Raw genomic sequence first — 15,444 nt, 5'->3', positions numbered from 1 at the left:
CTCTGCGAGGGGCGGAATGCCTGTGTATTTTTATTTTTCAACGATGTGACATCCGTTTCAAGAAAGCGCGGGCCCGCCTTTCAGACCAAATCATTCAGAGAAAGAGCGGTACCGGAAAGCGCATTGGATGTCATCACAATCCTCGGCTGATCTGATGCATCAAAAAATTTCCATAATTGGCTGCTACCAAATCTTTAATTTTGCTACCAGACTTTCCAGGGTTTCCAAGCTTTGCAGCCGTTTGGTAGCATGAAAACTCAAAATGCTACCGAAGTTGTTCGGAAAACCGCTGGCCCACAAGGGCCGCAAGCCGTTGTGCGAGGAGTGTATCTCTCCAAACGAAAACGGGAGCGGAAGGCGGAAATTTAAAGGAGGTAAACACCCAATGAAGAAGTTCCTTTCTCTGGTACTGGCTCTGGTGATGACCATGTCTCTGGTCACCGTCAGCGCCGGCGCCAAGGACTTCAGTGATGACGGCAGCATCACCTACAAGGAAGCTGTCGACGTCATCAGCGGCATCGGCGTTGTCGACGGTTATTCCGGCGGCGACTTCAAGCCCACTGAAGTCCTGACCCGCGGTGCCGCCGCCAAGATCATCTGCAACCTGATCCTGGGGCCCACCACCGCTTCCTACCTGAGCGCTGACACCGCTCCCTTCAAGGATGTGCCCGTGACCAACGTGTTCGCAGGCTACATCACCTACTGCTCTCAGCAGGGCATCATCAACGGCTACGCCGACGGCACCTTCCGTCCCACCGCCACCCTGAGCGGCAATGCGTTCATGAAGATGCTGCTGGGCGCTCTGGGCTATGACAGCGCCATTGAGGGCTACACCGGTGCCAACTGGACCGTGGCCGTCATCAAGCAGGCTGCCGGTATCGGCCTGGACGACGGCAACGACGAGTTCGTCGGCTCCAAGGCCGTGACCCGTGAGGAGGCTGCCCTGTACGCCTTCAACATGCTGCAGGCCACCATGGTCGAGTACGACGCCAAGACCTCTGTTGACATCAACGGCGCTACCGTGACCATCGCCGGCGACAAGGCCAAGGAAGTTGCGCAGGGCTCCTACGACAACAACATGCACAAGCCCAACCTGCAGTTTGCCGAGCGCTACTTCGACAAGCTGGACAAGACTGAGACCACCGACGACTTCGCCCGTCCCGCCACCAAGTGGACTTTCAAGGGCGACAAGATCGGCACCTATGCGGACGCCGCTGATGTGACTTACACCAGCAACGTGAAGCTGGGTGATATCTACAGCGATCTCGACATGAGCGAGAAGGACAAGAACGCCGAGGTCTATTACAACGGCGTCGAGGCCGATGATGTTGCCGTGTCCAAGGGCAACACCGTCAAGGTCTCCAGCTCCAGCGCCAACAACAAGCTGGTGGCTGACGGCAGCACCGTTGAGGTCTTCTACGATGAGGACAACAACGATGTCACCATCTGCATCATCGACACCTATGTGGGCACCATCTCCTCCAAGGAAGAGAAGGTCTCCGATCCCTATGTTGTCGTGAACTCCGAGAGCCTCGTGACCAAGAAGGACGCTTCTACCTCTGTGTCCATCTCCGGCAGCAAGGCCCGCTTTGAGACCAATACCGACAACTTCGAGGAAGACGATGTGGTCCTGTTCACCTACTCCCAGAGCGCGGACGAGATCAAGTCCGTTGTGAAGGCCGAGTCCGTGGAGGGCACCCTCGACAAGTACACCCTGGGCAAGAACCTGACTCTGGCCGATACCGAGTACAAGTACTCCAAGAACATTGCGTTCTCCTTCGGCTCTGAGACCAGCATGACCACCAAGAGCGACTATGTCATCTATCTGGATACCAACGGCATGGTCATCTATGTGGATGAGCAGGAGTTCGACGCCTCTCAGTACGCGTATGTGCTCTACACCCAGAGCAGCAACAGCCGCTTCGGCAAGGATCAGGTTCAGCTGGTCATGTCCGACGGCTCCGTGAAGACGGTGGATACTGACGACGATTACACCTCTCTGGAGGGCACCATCGTCTACTACCGCGCTGACGACAAGGGCGAGTACGCTCTGCGTCAGGCCGCCAATGTTCATAAGAACGGTTCTATCACCACCACTGCCGATGCCAGCATTGCTACAAATGGCGTTCTGTCCGGCGGCGCTACCGACTTCGACATGAAGAACACCCGCGCGGCTATCACCACCAAAACCGGCACTACGGTGTATGGCAACAGCGAGACCGTGTTCGTGGTGGCTGAGAGCAATGCCCGCGGCAAGACTGACTATTCCGTCTACAAGGGCATCAAGAACGCTCCCACCATCATGTCTGATGATCCGACCACCTCTCCCACTGTGGAGACCAAGGCTGTTGAGATGGTCTACACCACCAGCGGCTCCAGCGATGTGGTGACCTTCGCCTTCATCGACGCCACCGGCGCCTATGTCACCAACGGCAAGCGCGATGTGGTGTTCCTGGCTGCTGAGTCCGCCACCAAGATGATCACCGATGGCGACAACAACCAGTACTACCTGTACAACGCGGTTGTGGACGACGAGATCACCACCGTGAAGGTCAAGGCCGCTCAGGATGCTGGCTCTGTGGTCGTGGCTGGCAACGACACGGTCAACCAGGTTGTGACCAATGCTGACTACAACAACAAGGGTCTGCTGACCTCCGCTGATGCGATCTCCACATCTGATTACACCACCCTCACCGGCACCGGCGTGTGGAAGCTCTCCGGCTCCTACAGCATCGGCCTGGGCGGCACGACGGCTTCCGCCAGCGTCCGCTACACGGTTGCCTCTGACGCCAAGATGTACTACATCGATACCGATGGTGTTATCACCAAGATCGACGATGTGAAGAACATCAGCTCCGACTCCACTGCTACCTACATCGGCCTCCTCGATGTGACTGACGGCGACATCGCCTACCTGTTCATCCAGGAAGTTGACAACGGCAAGCAGGAGGGCGCCGGTAGCAGCGGCGTGGTCCTGAGCGGGATCAGCGCAAGCTACAGCAGCGGCACCGTCACTGTCACTCTGACCGGCACGAACGCCGGACAGGTCTACCCCGTGACCATCTCCCTGGTCAACGGCGGCACCCTGGTGAAGCTGACGACCGCCAACGTGACTGGCGCCGCGACAACGACGACCGCCACCATCTCTGCCGCTCTGTCTGCGGGCTCCACCTACATGGTGACCTGCGGCGACCAGAGCTTTGTGTTGGGTGTCTGATTACCCGCCAGAAGGGTGATTGTACCCGCGGTTGAAAATTCCCCCGGACTTCGGTCCGGGGGAATTTTTTGTTGCACGAAATTCTGCAATTTCTTCCGGTCAGGGGGGATTGGATAGCGGGAGTTTTCCCGCCACGATTTTCGGGAAAGGGTGAAGAATTTGCAGCAGACCAGTCAATTTCATCTCAACCAGTGGGAGCTGACGGACCGCATCCGGATGGAGGATTTCAACGGGGACAATCAGAAGCTGGAGACAGCTCTGGCCTCCCTGGCAGCCGCGGACGCGGCGGAGCAGCAGGCGAGAACGGCTCAGGATGCCGCCATCCGCCGGGAGGCAGCCGCAGCCGCCGAGGCCGTCCCACTGGTAAAACTTCTGGAAGTGCCTGTCACGCAGGAAGCGGCGCAGGTGGATGTGGATGTATCACAGATCGACTTCACGCAGTACACGGAGGTGTGGATCGTCCCCATCCTCTCCACAGCCTATCACTATATCTATCTGCGCTGCAACAATATTGCGACAGACAGCTATTTCCATCCGGGCACGCACCAAAACTATCTGTGCCGCCTGGAGGCGAACGGCCGTCTGGGTCAAAGCAAAGCAAAAATCCGTCTGGCGGCTTATCTCTCCCCCGTTGCCTGCATCTGCGAGAATATCTACGATACATCGAACCCGCCCTATTACAGCACCATCCCCTCCATCGCGCCGAAGGACCTGAAGACGCTGAATTTTGTGGCGGACGCCGGAACCATCAACGGGGAAGGGAAAATCATCCTCTGGGGCTGGAAACTGTAACCCAAAGGAACGCCCCCGGACAAAAGTCCGGGGGACCTTCGACTCTTCCGGTGCTGGCGGCGAAGGAACGGCTCATTCACCAGTTCGTTTCCTCTGCCAGCTGGGCCAAAGCCTGTGCAAATCCTCGCAAGCCGTGTGTCCGTGCAGGGAGAAGCTATCAGAGGGTGTGCCGACCGGCTTTGACTATGCCTGACACATAAAAAGGATTCCCGGACAGAAGTCCGGGAATCCTTTTTGTCTTAGTGCATCAGCACGTTAACACAGTTCCTTAGGCAGTGAACGTTGCGTTCTGACCGCCGCAGGAGACCATGTAGATACCGCCGCTGGCAGCGATGCTGGCCAGAGTGCCCACGGACAGGACAGCGGTGGTGCTGGTAGCGCCGGTGGCGCCGGTGACCGTGTAGGTGCCCAGCTCAGTGGTCACACCGGCAACGATCATCTTCAGGGTGACCTTGTAGTTCTGGCCGGCGTTGGTGCCGTTCAGAGTCAGGGTCAGGTCGGGAGCACGATAGCTCACGCCAGTGATGCTGGTCAGCTCCTGTCTGCCGCCGGAAGAGGACTGGTCGTTATCCTCGAAGTACTGCTGGACGAACAGATAGCTGATCTGGCCATCCTCCAGGACGTAGGTCACGACATCCTCGTCGGAGCGGCGGATGTTGCTCACCGCACCCTCGGTAATGGTGCCGTCATCGTCGATGAAGAAGATCTTCGCATCGTCGGCGACCACATAGGTGGACTCAGAGCCGTTGCCGTAGCCGAGCACGACGTTCTCATTGTTCACCTTGTTGATGCCGGTGACGGTGCCGGAGTTGCTCAGAGAATCCAGGCCGGTGATCACACCGTCGTCATAATCGGCGCCAGTGAAGACCACGTTGCTGCTGAAGGAGCCGTTGGAAGTTCTGTTGTTGATCTTCACGCTGGCATCGACCTTGACGCCCTCAACGATCTTGCCATCCACAACTGCGTTGTAGGTGTAGTACTCGTTGTCGGAGTCCTCGATCTTCTTGCTGCCGGACTCGAAGGCGAAGAAGATCACGTCGTTGTTGCCGCCGGTGACCTTGTAGTCAGCCTCGTCCACGCTCAGGTACACGATGGTGGCAACGCCGTTGTTGCGGCAGTAGTAGCTCATGCCGATGGCATTGGTAGCCGGGCTGCTGTCGTTGTCGTCCACGATGGTGGGAGCGTTGTTGATGCCGGTGTAGGCGCGATAGGTAGCATTCTTCCAATTCTCGCGAGCACCGCTGTCATAGGTGCCCACCACGAACACCGTCTTGCTGTCGGCATAGATGTAGTCGGTGCCCTGCTTGGCATCGGAGGCGTTGGTCACGCCCTTGTTAGTCAGGTTGATCCGGGCCACGCCGTTCCGCAGCTCGAAGGAGTCCTCGGCCTTAGCAATGCTGGGATTCTTGGTGTCGAGATCCTTCAGGCGATACTCGCCGTTGGAGGTCTCCTTCACCAGGACAATCTCAGAGTTGGCATTACCAATCTGCAGCTCAGAACCATAGCCAGCGAAGTCGTTGGTGTAGTCCTCCTTGGTGTCGACGGTCTTCATCTTGCCGTCATAGGTGATCAGAGCAGCCTTGTCAGAGGCGAAAGCAACGCTGGAACCCTGCAGAGCGCGCAGATAGGCGTAGTCAGCGATGTTGTACTCAGTCTCCTCGACGTAGATGGCATAGCCGTTGGCATCCAGGTACACGACATACTCGCTGTCGATGCCCAGGCTGCTCTCGCCGCCGTCCACAGAATACATCTTGGAGAAGTCATACTTGGTCTCACCCAGGTTGATGGACTTGCCGGAAACCTTTCTGGTCAGAGTGCCCTCAGCGGACTCAGCAGCCTTGACAGACTGGATCTCGTTGTTGGCATAGGTGAAGAGGACGATCTGGTCGTTCTCGAAACCAGTGGTCTCGAACTCGTCGTTGGCACGCAGGCCGGAGGTGGCGCCGTTCTCAGCAGCCAGCTCGGACAGGGTGATGTAAGCATCCTTGGAGTTGGTCTTGGCCACAACCTTGTTGACCTCAGCCACGTAGGTGTTGATAGCCACGATGGTGACATCGTTGGTATCCTCATCCAGATAGGCCTCGACCAGAGTGCCGTTGCCGACGTTGCACTTCGCAGCGGGAGAGTTGGTGAACTTCAGCTCGCTGACCTTCAGGTCGTTGCCCTTGGAGACCTTGGCGGACTCGCTGGCCTCAACGCCGTCCACGAAGACGGGAGCAGCCTCGTCCTTGTCGGACATGCCCAGGTCAGAGTAGATCTGGCCCAGCTTCACGTCGGCGGTGTAGGTGGCGTCAGCGGTCTTGGCGAAGGTGCCAACCTCAACGCCCTTGAAGCGCCAGGTGTTGGCGGGACGGCCGAAGTCATCGGTGGTGTCGGTGGTCAGGCGCAGGTCGGTGAAGTATCTCTCAGCGAACTGCATCTTGTTGTCGTCGTCGATGTAGCCGTCGGTACGAGAGGTGTTCTCGATCTCCTTGGCCTTGTCGCCGGCGATGGTCACGGTAGCGCCGTTGATGTCGACAGAAGTCTTGGCGTCGTACTCGACCATGGTGGCCTGCAGCATGTTGAAGGCGTACAGGGCAGCCTCCTCACGGGTCACGGCCTTGGAGCCGACGAACTCGTCGTTGCCGTCGTCCAGGCCGATACCGGCGGCCTGCTTGATGACGGCCACGGACCAGTTGGGACCAGTGTAGCTCTCGACAGCGCTGTCATAGCCCAGGGCGCCCAGCAGCATCTTCATGAACGCGTTGCCGGTCAGGGTGCCGGTGGGACGGAAGGTGCCGTCGGGATAGCCGTTGATGATCTTCTCCTGGGCGCAGTAGGTGATGTAGCCTGCGAAGGTGTTGCTCACGGGCACATCCTTAAAGGGAGCGCTGCTGGCGCTCAGAGCGGAAGCGGTGGTGGGCCCCAGGATCAGGTTGCAGATGATCTTGGCGGCGGCACCGCGGGTCAGGACATCAGTGGGCTTGAAGTCGCCGCCGGTGTAACCGTCGACAACACCAATCTCGGAGATGACGTCAACAGCTTCCTGATAGGTGATGCTGTCGTCATCACTGAAGTCCTTAGCACCGGCGCTGACGGTGACCAGAGACATGGTCATCACCAGAGCCAGTACCAGAGAAAGGAACTTCTTCATTGGGTGTTTACCTCCTTTAAATTTCCGCCGTTCCCTCATTTTGGCAAATTGGAGAGATACACTCCGCAAACGCGGCCCCCCCCAAACTACCTCGGTGAGCGTTCGGCTTTAGAAGTTCAGAACGCCTGAGTGAAGCCTCTTTTTTACACGGTACACATACCGTGGCTAGCCATTCCTGTATCTGTACCGGGCAGCCAAGAGCGATTCCTCATTTGTTCTAGACGCATCATATCAGATCAATTTTCTGTTTGCAATAGATTTGCAGCTCTTGTAATATAACCGTAACATTCCGACAGATCGTCTGCGATCCATGCACTTTGATACGCTCTGTCCCAATATATATAATGTATGGCTTGCCAGATGTTCCTCCCGACCCCCCTCCCGGTTTGGGCCGTTCTTCTTTTAGGGTAAGGCTGTACCGTCTGCCCTCTATTGCTTACCGCCCACATACATGTTTCGATTTCGTACAGATAAAAATAAACATTGCTGCATCTGGCGCTCTATGGTAGAATGCAATCGTTACATTTGTTATACAAAAGGTGTAGTCTATGGATTTGTTTGATACTTTTTTCGGTGAGCTCCTCATGACATTCCTCATTGCCATGGTGCCTGTGCTGGAGCTGCGCGGTGCAATTCCGGCCGGTATAGCCGCCGGCCTGCCGCCAGCCGCAGCGGCGGCTGCCGCCATCCTCGGCAATCTCGTTCCAATCCCCTTTCTCATTCTTTTGCTCCGCCGTATTTTTGACTGGCTGCGCAAATCCAGCTGGGTTGGACCGAAAATCGACTGGCTGGAGCGCCGGGCACACCTCAAGGGCCGAATCGTGAAAAAGTATCGCACCATCGGCCTGATCATCCTCGTGGCAATCCCGCTGCCGGGGACCGGGGCCTGGACCGGCGCCCTGGTGGCCGATGTGCTGGACCTCCGGCTCCGGACAGCCCTCCCCGCCATCGCGCTTGGCGTCCTCATCGCCGGAATCATTACCACCACCGTGACCTGCGGTGTCATTCGAGTCTTTTGGTGAGTTTCGCTGTACGTGTGTAATCAGCCGCCTGCGGCGGCTGATACTCCTTTCTATACAGGAACTTCCCCATGTTCGATGGGGCAGTGACCGGAATGACCCTGCGCCGCATTCGCCCGGAAATGTACAACTGGTGGAAATGGCTTCCGGCAGGTATTCATGCAGCAGGAAAATAAGGTCCTGCCGTTTTTCAGGAGATGCGCAGAACTATCCTCTATTTGAAAAGCAGTCGTAACTTCAAGCAGCCTGCCAGCGTCGGTTTTCTGCCGCTTTAAGAGGAAGGTCCCGGCAGATCAAACATTTTTTAAAAGAGTGGGCCGGAGCTGGCCTGTACTCCATGGCTGATGCGTTGCTGCGAAGGATGTCCGGTGCGAGGGAGCGACAGTCCGGCCGCCGCATCCGTTTCATATTTTGCGCTTTCATTTTGCTCCGTTTGTATTTAGCAGGCAACATAGGACTCCTATTCAGAAAAGTCCAAAGCCATTGCGCAGAAATGGCTTTGGACACAAAACGCCCCTGCCGATCAGAACAACGACAACTCTCTGTTCTAATCAGGCAGGGGCATTCAGACGGACCGGATGAAGCTGAAGCTGTAAGTACCCTGTCCCGCTCCCTTGCACCCACGCCGTTGACAGTGACTCCCCAAATTTTCTGATTTGTTCCGGCTAAGGGAAGGCGCCGCCTGTTTTCATCAATTCGGATCGGCTTTAACAGTCCCAATGGCCGGAACTGTTTACAGTTTTTTTACAAAGGCTACGTTCTTGATTTCCCCGCCGGATATGATAGGATTATGCTCTGAGAAAGGAAGGTCCAGATGAACTTTTATCAGGCGATGCAATTAGATGTCTCTGTATGTAAGGGGAAAATCAGAAACGCAGCGAATCCGTCTGAACGGCACAAATTGATTGCGGCCTTGATTGTGAAGGATATCCTCTGTGTTCTCTTTGCAGTCGTTTTTATTTCTATTCTAAACTTTCTGTTTGGAGATGAAAACAGCTCTGCCGCCGTGGTAATCTTCTGCATTCTGCTGACGGTCCGGTTTGTCGACTTCGGCTACTGCCTCAAAAGCTCCCTGATAAACTTCTTTATTGTCTTTGTGCTGCTGACCTTCAGCCCTTGCATTGCGCAGTCCGTAAATCCGGCGTGGGGGTTTCTGATCAACTTCTTGAGCATCGGCTTTATCGTGATCTCCGCCTGCCACGAGCCGTTATACGGAGGGGCGGGCCTGTACCTGTTTGCCTATATGTTCCTATACGGGAATCCGGTTGGCGGACATCTGCTCGTGCTCCGGGTATTCGAAATGCTGCTGGGATGCCTGCTGTGCGGAATCATTTTCTACATCAATCACAGGAAGAAAGATTACGGCAAAACGTTCTCGCAGATCGTGAAAGACTTTTCCCTCTTTGATCCCCTCGGAAAATGGCAGTTTCAGGTGACGCTTGGATTATCGCTTGGAATCCTTGTCGGAGAACTACTTCAGGTAGACCGGATCATGTGGGTGGGCTGTGCCTGCCTGACGGTCCTATCGCAATATGGCGAGCGCCCAAACAAACGGGCATTTCAACGCCTGGGCGGCGTCGTGGCTGGGAGTGTTTTATTTGGGATCGTATACCAACTGCTTCCGGCTTCCGCCCACTCGTATCTGGGAATCTATTCAGGATTGCTGCTCGGCCTCTGCGCCGCCTATCATTGGAAAACCCTTCTGAACTGTTTTGGCGCGCTTCTTATGGCTACAAATATCTTTGGGGTAAAATCAGCAATTATCCTCCGTATTATAAACAACATCATCGGGTGTTGTTTCGGCGTCCTTTTCTATTATGTATATAACTTTATAGTCGACCGGTTTGCCAATGCCAGAACGGGACGGAGTTGACAATCATAACGAACAGCCGCTGTGGGAACCTCCACAGCGGCTGTCTTGAATTGTTGACCAGAGGATGAAAATATATAGAAACCTGCCCTGTCCCATACTTAGTTACTCATTTTGGTCTAGGATTTTTTCCACCTCTCTTTTGATCAAGTCACGTCGGCGCTAACAGCGCAGGCACCTCAGCCGTATTCTATCTTCCAGATATGGAACGCTTGGCCTCATTTGACGGAGTCCACTCCAGGGTCATGTCCTCAAACTGCTTTTCGTGGAAAATCATCCGCTATTCCACATTCTCCGCCGAAGCGAAGCAAGGAACAGGCCATCCGAAGTTTTCCCTGCTCCTCTCCAACAAAAGCGGATGCCGGGCCATCCGCACCGCCGATAAACCCGATCCCTGCTACATACGAAGTAGTCTTCGGCTGATCCGGGGCGCAGGGCGCCTGTCTGGGGCGATCCCCGTCGCCGCGGTCCGCAAGGGTCATAGCGCCGTCCGGCAGTTCCAGCGTAACGGTATAACTCATGGCGGCACAGTGCTCCGGGTACTCCGTCCCTGCCTATGATCCCGGCTTTTCTGGGTGTGCAGAAATAGGCACGGTCATCCGCCCATTTCTCGATCCCCAGCAGCGCAAGGTCAATTTCCTTTTTGAAAAAGCTTGGTATGCAATATGCCGCAACCGTACAACCTCCTGCCGGTGGATTTTCGAGGCATTGTATCCTGGCACAATACCGAAAATCAGCCTGCGGACAGTCACTCCAGTCCGTCAACTCCCTGCGCCTGCCGGTGTGTATAACGGCGCAGGATCACCACAAACCAGGTGAACACGACGATGCCTTTTGCAATGCTGGAGATGCTGATGCTCCACCAGACCCCATCCAGCCCCAGTACCGTGGCGCTGAGGAATACAGCCAGAGGGATGCGGGCGGCGTTCCCGATGATACCGGCCAGCGTGGGCGGCATTGGGCGGCCCAGTCCCTGGAACGCGCCGGAGGAGGTGATCTCCAGGCACATCAAGATCTGGGAGTAACCCATGATCCGCAGATAGCTCACGCCGGTCTGCAGCACGTGGTCATCCGGAATGAATATCCGGAACAGCGGAACAGGAAAGACCACCAGCATAAGTGTGGTGAAGCCGCTCCAGACAACGATCATACCGATGGCTGTCCAATACCCCTTACGGATGCGCTCCATCCGGCCCGCGCCGAAGTTTTGTGCGATAAATGCGTTGACCGCCGTGGCAAATCCCTCCGCCGTGGTATAGGAGATGGACTCGATCTGCGAACCGACCTTCTGAGCCGCGATAGCGGCGTCCCCCCAGCCCGCGACGAGCCTGGCGAGGATCATGGAGAGGCCGGAGAAAAACATGCTCTGGATGGAGACAGGCAAACCGATTTTCAAAATCTCCGCCCAGGCCCTCCACTGACTGGCCTGGAATATATGGATTTGCGGAAAAACGGTCATCTCGCGGCGGGCTGCCAGAAGGAACATGGCTGTTACGATGGCCTGGGCCAGAACGGTGGCTGTGGCGGCTCCGGCCACGCCCATCTGCGGGAATGGGCCGATCCCAAAGATCATAAGCGGGTCCAGAATGATGTTCCCCACCAGCCCGATGGCCGTGGAGCGCAGAACCACCACGCTTCCCCCCATAGCGGTGAACATCCCCGTAAAAATCTGATTGAAGAATGAGAAGAAAAATCCGGCCGCCACAATTACCAGATAGGTGCGTGCGTCCGCGATCACAGAGGGCGTGTTCAGCCTGAAAAATGCGATCAGCGGCCCGTTGAGTGTGATACAAAGCGTTGTAAACAGAACCACCAGCAAGGCCCCGAGATGGAATGCCGCCTGCCCATAAGAGGCCGCACGTTCTATATTTTGCGCGCCCAGCTCATGCGCCACTTTGACCTGCCCGCCCAGGCGCGGGATCATGGCAAGGCCGTTGGCGAGCCACAGATACATTCCCGCGGCGCCCACCGCCGCCACCGCATTGGCTGATACGCGGCCGATCCATATCATATCCGTCATATTGTAGGCCATCTGGATCAAAGACGTGGCCATGATGGGCAGGGCTAAACTGGTCAGGCTCCGAACAATGGAGCCCTCCAGCAAATCAACTTTCTGCATAGCGGGGGATCACCTGCCTTTGTGGAAGTAGTCTGAAAAAATGATATTCCGGCCCTTAGAAATAGTCGGATATATAGGGCGGCTGCTGCTCAATCGCGTCCTCCAGCATGTCAATCGTCTCCCCGCCGGCGTGGACTCTCCCGATTTTGGCGAGGTAGTCCGGGCGCTTATAGCCCATCAGCATGGTCGTCATGGTCTGGATGCTGATGCTGTCGGCGCACGGCTCGGAGATCTTCACAGCCGTCCCCCTGCCGTCCTTTGATATCTTCAGCAGGAACGAGCCCTGGTTGCACTCCATGATTGGGTCCGTCATGGAGAAGCGCCACTCCCGCTCCGTACCGTCCGCCTTGAAGGGATAGTCCGCGACGAACGCGGGGAAATCCACAATCCTCGCCATATAGTAGGGAGAGATGGACTCCTTGATGCTGGCGTCCTCCAGCAGGAAGGCCAGCGGCTCGTCCGTATAGGTGCTGCCCTCCACCCGGTCGATCATGGAGAAGTGGGCGGAAACAAAGTTCCACAGCCCCGTGCGGGCCTCCTCATGATTGAAAATCATGTCCTTGATATAGAACACTTCATTTTCGATCCAGTAGATGATATACCCGTCCGGCTCCTCATTCTCGTTATAGTAGATTGCCGCCATGATATCGTCCCGGTCCCAGAGCCAGTATTCGTTCCAGGCCAGCTCATCCCGGAGGATGGCTCCGTGGGTATGCTCGGCAAAGCGGGCGTAGGTCTCCTTCAGTTCCTCGCCGTCCGCCTTCACCCGGCGCACGCTGCCGGCGACCTGGTGGTTTTTCGGAAGCTGATAGTCCTTGATCTCATACGAGATCTTGTCCGAGATCAGTTCCCAGCCCTTTCGCCGGTAATAGGGGATCGAATAGGGGTAGAGATAGCAGATATACTGCTTTTTCTCCCTCATGTTTTTCAGGGCCTGCTCCAGCAGCTTGTGCATCAGGCCCATATTGGAGTATTCCGGGTAGGTCCCCACTCCCGTCAGGCCGCCCATGGAATAGGTCTTCCCAAAAACCTTGACGCGCATCGGATAGACCGCCACCTGGGAAACCAGGGTGTCGCCGTCAAACCAGCCGATCACGTCCGCTTTCTGCATGGTTGGAAATTTCGCCCGGATGATCTCCTTCTCCTGCCAGCCCACGGAACTGAGCTCCTGATCCGTCACCTGGAATACATAGCGCAGCAGGGCGTTATATTGTTCCAGATACTCATTGCCTACCGGCCGCATTTTCAAATCTTTTTTATTCATCAAGAATCACCAAATTCTCCGTTTCATACAAAATATATCCATCGTTATAGTATAGGGGAAGTTCAAATAAAAGGCAAGCCGCCCCGCGGCCCAACACAATCCCAGTTGTCTCAAAGCAGGATTACGCCCCAACAAGACAGCGCCGCCAGAAATCCGGAAGCGGCCGCCTTGTTGGGGCTGTCCACAGTCGCTATTCTCATTGAGCCAAAGAGGCCGGAACCTCTGCCGCAATCAGCAGGCCGCATCATTGCCTTTCCGCCGGGACAGGCGCTTCAGGATGGCCGCTTCGATCTGATCCCCATATTTCATCCCCAGAAGAAACAGGACTAACCCCGCTACACCGATCAAAACCATCGCCCACGGAGAGACATGAAAGGCGGCGCCGCCCAGGGCGCTGGCAAAGAGCAGTCCCCAGGGGCGGGCAAGCAGGACGATCACCGCAAAGCGGCGGAATGAGAGCGAGGACAGGCCGGCCAGGATGCACAGAAGATCGTCTGGGAAAAAGGGGAAAAGGAACGCCAGAGTGAGGAACACCGGAGCCTTGGTCTGGAGGATCTGCTGATATTTTTCAGACAGCCTCCGGCTGACAAAACGCCCGGCAAAGTCCCGGCCCAGCACCCGGGCCAACCAGAACAACAGCAGGGAACCGGCGACTACTGCGGCGAAGGTGAGGAAAAAGGAAGGCCATGTTCCAAAGAGAACACCGCCCGCGGCAGCGGTAATATTGCTGGGGATCGGAGCCAGCACGACAGAGAGAAATTGGAGCAGGAAAAAACACAGGTGGGAGTATGGCGCAAAGTCGTCAATGTAGGCCCGCAGGGATTCCTGAGAGGACGCCGCCTGGAAAAAGCCGGTGGAGTATAGGAACCATCCACCTCCGACAATCAGAAGCCCCGCTGCGGTCAGGAAGAGAATACGCTGTCTGGATTTCGTAAAAGACACCTCTTTATCGTTGAGCCGTGAAAGGCATTTTATCACACGTGAAGGGGAAAACGACAGAAACTGTCTTAACATTCTATGAAGGAATCGTAAATAAACATGGTCAGGGTCCCGGATTTTCCCTTTGCCGCAAAGGTGTGGACGCGCTCCCCGCGGCGCTCCATGCCCCGGCGCTCATAAAACGGGTAATTGCAGGTGGTGTCTGTGAACAGGAAGAAATTGCTGATCCGCCGGTTCCTCATGTAATCCCGCGCGGCATCAAACAGCTTCTTCCCCAGGCCGATGCCCCGGTATCTGGAATTGACCGCAAAGAAGGCAATCTCTCCCTGGTACTCGGTCTGGGTGTCCTGGAGGAGCTGCCGGTCGATCTCTTCCACGCCGGAAAAGAACCTGGTGACCATACGCCCCTCTTTGGACAGGAACAGCGACGCCACGGAGAGGAGCATCCGCAGTCTGAGGCGGAACGGGCATCTCTTCTCCCTGCGGTCTTTGACCATGATAATCCCCACCGGGACTTCATCCACCAGCGCGACCTGGGTAAAGGTCTGATTGGTGAGGCAGCTGTCCAGATAGGCCCGCGCCAGCTTCTGCGCCGCCTTGGGGGAGGCAAACTTGTCATACTGCCACGTCTCCCGGATGATCCCGATCAAAGCCGGGCGGTCTGATGTCTGGTATTCTCTCAATACGATCTGTCCATCCATTTTGTTTTCTCCATTTCTTCTTTCCAAAATCGTCTGCGGGATCTCCTGATACCGCTTCAGCACATAGTCCCGCTTTTTTGTGAACCACCGGTACTCTGTAATCAAGGCTCCGACCACAAACAGCGCACCTGCGATCAAAAGACTGTGCTGGAAGCCCGCCCATTTCAGGACACAATAGCTGATGCCGGACGAGAGCAGCGCGGCGGCCAGATAAATACCAATCGCGTACTGCTCCACCTTTTGCGGCGGCAGGGTGAGAAAGAAATCGTCCCATTTTTCGCTATTACCCCTGAACTGCTTCCCTTTCAGCCAAAAGAGCAGGAAAACCAGGCCCAGGCCGCTCCACAGGCACAGAAGCCATTTTCCTGCGATTACGGCCAGCAAAATCAC

General features: G+C 56.1%; 9 protein-coding genes. 4 read left to right on the top strand and 5 right to left on the bottom strand.

Going from position 1 to position 15,444, the window contains the following annotated elements; genetic code table 11:
• The first annotated feature begins 385 nt into the window (after positions 1-385).
• Positions 386-3,217 carry an S-layer homology domain-containing protein gene (locus DN611_RS03500; RefSeq protein ID WP_160117401.1) on the top strand — a complete coding sequence of 944 codons (2,832 nt, stop codon included), beginning with the start codon at positions 386-388 and terminating at the stop codon, positions 3,215-3,217.
• Between the two features lie 159 nt (positions 3,218-3,376).
• Positions 3,377-4,009 carry a hypothetical protein gene (locus DN611_RS03495; RefSeq protein WP_119310661.1) on the top strand — a complete coding sequence of 211 codons (633 nt, stop codon included), beginning with the start codon at positions 3,377-3,379 and terminating at the stop codon, positions 4,007-4,009.
• Positions 4,010-4,277: 268 nt separating this feature from the next.
• On the opposite strand, the gene DN611_RS03490 is transcribed toward DN611_RS03495, so the two are convergent.
• Positions 4,278-7,142, bottom strand: coding sequence for an S-layer homology domain-containing protein (locus DN611_RS03490; RefSeq protein WP_160117400.1), 2,865 nt, complete (start codon positions 7,140-7,142; stop codon positions 4,278-4,280).
• 548 nt (positions 7,143-7,690) lie between these two features.
• On the opposite strand from DN611_RS03490, the gene DN611_RS03485 reads away from it, so the two are divergent.
• Both DN611_RS03485 and DN611_RS03480 read left to right on the top strand, forming a co-directional pair.
• Positions 7,691-8,164: a COG2426 family protein gene (locus DN611_RS03485; RefSeq protein ID WP_119310659.1), complete on the top strand. Its 474-nt coding sequence runs from the start codon at positions 7,691-7,693 to the stop codon at positions 8,162-8,164.
• An 811-nt stretch (positions 8,165-8,975) separates the two neighbouring features.
• Positions 8,976-10,034, top strand: a complete 1,059-nt coding sequence (locus DN611_RS03480; protein WP_119310658.1) for an FUSC family protein — start codon at positions 8,976-8,978, stop codon at positions 10,032-10,034.
• Between the two features lie 745 nt (positions 10,035-10,779).
• On the opposite strand, the gene DN611_RS03475 is transcribed toward DN611_RS03480, so the two are convergent.
• The 4 genes from DN611_RS03475 to DN611_RS16930 all read right to left on the bottom strand — a co-directional run bounded on the left by DN611_RS03475 (position 10,780) and on the right by DN611_RS16930 (position 15,444).
• Complete coding sequence (locus tag DN611_RS03475) at positions 10,780-12,150, bottom strand: MATE family efflux transporter (RefSeq protein ID WP_119310657.1); 1,371 nt, start codon at positions 12,148-12,150, stop codon at positions 10,780-10,782.
• Between the two features lie 55 nt (positions 12,151-12,205).
• On the bottom strand, positions 12,206-13,414 hold the full coding sequence (locus DN611_RS03470; protein WP_174232993.1) for a GNAT family N-acetyltransferase: 1,209 nt from the start codon (positions 13,412-13,414) through the stop codon (positions 12,206-12,208).
• A 231-nt stretch (positions 13,415-13,645) separates the two neighbouring features.
• Positions 13,646-14,356, bottom strand: a complete 711-nt coding sequence (locus DN611_RS03465) for a TVP38/TMEM64 family protein (protein ID WP_025543536.1) — start codon at positions 14,354-14,356, stop codon at positions 13,646-13,648.
• Between the two features lie 65 nt (positions 14,357-14,421).
• Positions 14,422-15,444 (bottom strand): GNAT family N-acetyltransferase, encoded by a 1,023-nt coding sequence (locus DN611_RS16930; RefSeq protein ID WP_256264420.1) that lies wholly within the window; start codon positions 15,442-15,444, stop codon positions 14,422-14,424.

Origin of the sequence: Oscillibacter sp. PEA192, assembly GCF_003574015.1 — a bacterium.
Taxonomy (GTDB): domain Bacteria; phylum Bacillota; class Clostridia; order Oscillospirales; family Oscillospiraceae; genus Oscillibacter; species Oscillibacter welbionis.
Note: the sequence above shows the minus strand (reverse complement) of the source record. Positions and strands in the feature narration are given on the sequence as shown.

Coding starts and splice junctions, on each gene's coding strand:
- DN611_RS03485 (WP_119310659.1), top strand. CDS start 7,691: ATGGATTTGTTTGATACTTTTTTCGGTGAGCTCCTCATGACATTCCTC.
- DN611_RS03480 (WP_119310658.1), top strand. CDS start 8,976: ATGAACTTTTATCAGGCGATGCAATTAGATGTCTCTGTATGTAAGGGG.
- DN611_RS03490 (WP_160117400.1), bottom strand. CDS start 7,142: ATGAAGAAGTTCCTTTCTCTGGTACTGGCTCTGGTGATGACCATGTCT.
- DN611_RS03500 (WP_160117401.1), top strand. CDS start 386: ATGAAGAAGTTCCTTTCTCTGGTACTGGCTCTGGTGATGACCATGTCT.
- DN611_RS03475 (WP_119310657.1), bottom strand. CDS start 12,150: ATGCAGAAAGTTGATTTGCTGGAGGGCTCCATTGTTCGGAGCCTGACC.
- DN611_RS03470 (WP_174232993.1), bottom strand. CDS start 13,414: ATGAATAAAAAAGATTTGAAAATGCGGCCGGTAGGCAATGAGTATCTG.